The organism is Halolamina salina, from assembly GCF_042678005.1.
Taxonomy (GTDB): Archaea; Halobacteriota; Halobacteria; order Halobacteriales; family Haloferacaceae; genus Halolamina; species Halolamina salina.
This window is the reverse complement of record NZ_JBHUDH010000055.1, coordinates 5,439-8,254: the sequence shown is the minus strand read 5'-3', so window position 1 is coordinate 8,254 and position 2,816 is coordinate 5,439. Positions and strand designations below refer to the sequence as shown.

At 67.2% G+C, this 2,816-nt stretch carries 3 protein-coding genes and 2 pseudogenes; 1 reads left to right on the top strand and 4 read right to left on the bottom strand.

Annotated features, from left to right (window positions below):
• The 4 genes and pseudogenes from ACFR9S_RS06590 to ACFR9S_RS06575 all read right to left on the bottom strand — a co-directional run.
• Positions 1-350, bottom strand: a 350-nt coding sequence (locus ACFR9S_RS06590) for a metal-sulfur cluster assembly factor (RefSeq protein ID WP_379818307.1), incomplete at its 3' end; no start/stop codon positions are given.
• Positions 343-1,170 (bottom strand): 1,2-phenylacetyl-CoA epoxidase subunit PaaC, encoded by an 828-nt coding sequence (paaC, locus tag ACFR9S_RS06585; RefSeq protein ID WP_379731547.1) that lies wholly within the window; start codon positions 1,168-1,170, stop codon positions 343-345. The genes ACFR9S_RS06590 and paaC, both read right to left, overlap by 8 nt.
• A 191-nt stretch (positions 1,171-1,361) precedes the next feature.
• A pseudogene (locus ACFR9S_RS16195) lies at positions 1,362-1,688 on the bottom strand (PacF protein); the annotation flags it as partial.
• Positions 1,689-1,690: 2 nt separating this feature from the next.
• Positions 1,691-2,635 carry a Phenylacetic acid catabolic protein gene (locus ACFR9S_RS06575; RefSeq protein WP_379731549.1) on the bottom strand — a complete coding sequence of 315 codons (945 nt, stop codon included), beginning with the start codon at positions 2,633-2,635 and terminating at the stop codon, positions 1,691-1,693.
• 83 nt (positions 2,636-2,718) lie between these two features.
• On the opposite strand from ACFR9S_RS06575, the pseudogene ACFR9S_RS06570 reads away from it, so the two are divergent.
• Positions 2,719-2,816, top strand: a pseudogene (locus ACFR9S_RS06570) (helix-turn-helix domain-containing protein); the annotation flags it as partial.

Below are 2,816 nucleotides of genomic sequence, written 5' to 3'. Positions count from 1 at the left end.
TCGTCGACGCCGTCGACGCTCTCGGCGGCCGCCTCCACGTCCTCGAGGATCAGTTCGCGGGCCGGGCAGCCGCTGTAGGTCAGCGTCATGTCGATGGTGGCCTCGCCGTCAGCGACTTCGAGCCCGTAGATCAACCCGAGGTCGACGACGCTGACGGGCATCTCCGGGTCCTCGACCTCGTACAGCGCGGCCCAGACCTCGCGTTCCAGTCCCTCGGCGCCCTCGCCGGTGGCGGGCACCTCCTCGGTGGTGCGCTCTTTGGTCTCGTACTCGGTGTAGCCACACGGGCCGGCGTCGGGGTCGGCTCGTGGGCGGTCGAACTCCTCGGGACCGTCGGGCTCGCTACTCATCGTCCATGAGTGTGGTCGCCTTGTGGCGACCGAGGTTCCGGTACGCCGACACCATCTCCTCGTGGAGGTCGTGCCAGTGCTCGGTGTGCTCGTTGTCCCGGCCCGTCGGTGTCGCCGGTTCGACATCTGTCGGCACCTCGAAGCCGAGATCGGTGAGGAACGCCGTGGTTCGCTCCTCCCACTCCTCGCGCATCTCGTCGAGGCTCGCGGTCCGGATGCCCAGTTCCTCGATGTCCTCCTCGACCTCGCCGAGTGGCTCGAACAGGGTGAGCGCGTAGGGGTAGAGATCTTCCAGCGCGGCCTGTACTCGCTCGCTCGCCTCCCCGTCGTCGGCCATTCGCTCCAGCCAGCTCTGGGCGTGCTCGACGTGGTAGTCCTCCTCGCCCTGAATCCGGCTGGTGCGGTTGCGGATGACCTCGTAGCTCGAGTCCTCGAGCGCCGCGAGGCGGATATCCTCGGCCACGTCGTAGAGGTAGCCACGGACGACCGCGTCGGCCCAGTCGCCCTCCGAGAACGGGCGCTCCACGAGGGTGCTGTGCTGGAAGTCGTCCGGGTCGCTCTCCCAGAGCAGCGACTCCTCGCTGTAGCCGAACATCTGGATGGCGTCGTACCAGAGTCGGGCGTGGCCGAGTTCGTCCTGGGCGTTGTTCGCGACCGCGAGATCCGACTCCAGCGTCGGTGCGCGGACCTGCCAGAACGTGTAGCGCTCGGCCTGGATGTACTCGTCGTCGGCGAGCCGGAACAGTTGGGCCTCGACGGCGCGCTGTTCCCGCTCGCTCAGCTCCTCCGGACTCCCGAGGTCTGTCTCTCGTGTCGCCATCAGTTCTTCCCTCGTCGCTGTTTGGCCGCCACCTGCTCGTCCTCGGAGGCCGCCACTTCCTCGGCCGCCGGGTCGACGTTGTACGTCTGGGCGAAGCGGTAGGCCTTGTTCGTCGTGCCGCCGAACGCCACCTGATCGGCGGTGATCTCGCCGATGTAGCTGGACTGAACCAGCCACAGGCTGTGTGGGTCGTCGGCGCCGTACTGCTCGTCCGCTGCCGCCTTCGCGCCGTCGACGCTGTCGGTCGACACGTCGCCGCAGTAGGTGTGGTAGCCGCCCGCCTTCTCCTGACGGAACACCGTCCACACCGTCTCGCCGTCGACGGGGCCGGCGTCCTCGTCGCCGTAGACGCCGCTGACCTTCTCCTGCGGAGCGACCCACAGCGAGTGCGTCGGCTTGCGTCGGCCGTGCTGGATGGCCGAGAACTGCTTGGCCATCACGCGGTCGGGCGCGTGGACGTTGCCGCAGTGCTCGTGGGGTTCGCCGGGTGCCGCCTGTCGGAACACTTCCCAGATCATGGTCAGTCGGCCGCCTGCGGCGTGTTGGGACCGTCGCCGGTGGTCGCCTGACTGTCCATCATGTCTCGGACCCACTGGACCGCCTCCTGGGCGCGGGCCCGGCTGTCGATCTGCTGCTTGCTGCCCGCGTACTCGTTCTTCGAGACGGTGAAGAACTCCTCCCAGTCGAGGTCGTCCTCGACGACCTCGTAGGTGCCGTCACCGTTGTCCCGGATTCGCGGCTCGTCGGGAATCTCCAGCCCGTACTTCTCGGCTTTGGGCATGTACGTGTTGAGGAACGCGTTCCGGAGCTCGTCGTTGGACTTCGTCTTCAGCCCCACCTGCTCGGCGAAGTCGTGGTGCGTGCTCTGGTCGTCGGTCGGCCCGAAGAACTGCAGGATGCGGGGCCACCACTCCTCGAACGCCTCCTGTGTCATCTCCTGTTCCCGCTTGGAGCCGCTCATCAGCTCCCGGAGGATCGACTCGCCGTGTTTGACGTGCATCCCCTCCTCGAAGCAGATCTTGTCCATCGCGTGGGCGTACGGCTCCCAACTCGAGGACTTCAGCGTCGCCTGCCGGCGCATCGCCGCGCCGTCGACGAAGAACGCGATCATCGGCGTCTCGACGTAGCGCTCCATCGGGTAGTGGAAGCAGTTGAGGAACTTCCCGTCGCCGTTGGCGAGGTCGTCGAGCATCTCGTCGCGGGTCTTGATCCCCAGCGACTCCGCGGCCCGGTAGAGCATCTGCCCGTGGCCGATCTCGTCCTGCGTCTTGGCGCTGAACGCCATCTTCCGCTCGAGGCTCGGCGCCTTGCGGATGAACGGGCGCTCCAGATACGCGCCCATGATCTCGCTGTTCGCGTGGAACTCGAGCATCCGCGTCGCCGCCTCGCGGTACTCCCGGGGCAGGTCGTCCCGCGGGCTGAACGCGCGGGGTTCGGCCTGCTCCTTGACCTCCTCGATGTTCATAGTCAACTGTTGCCGTCACCGGACCTTACCGGTTCGGCAGTTCATAGACGGGTTTTAAATACTCCCGGCGCCTCCTCTCGGCGATGATCGACGAGTGCCTGATGGCGGAGTTCCGCATCAGGGGCGACGACTGCCCGCTCGCGGACGCCTCCCGCGCGGCCGACGCGGTCGTCGACGTGGC

Bases quoted from the DNA above. Each gene is read 5' to 3' on its own strand.
- ACFR9S_RS06575 (WP_379731549.1), bottom strand. From the start codon at position 2,635: ATGAACATCGAGGAGGTCAAGGAGCAGGCCGAACCCCGCGCGTTCAGC.
- paaC (WP_379731547.1), bottom strand. From the start codon at position 1,170: ATGGCGACACGAGAGACAGACCTCGGGAGTCCGGAGGAGCTGAGCGAG.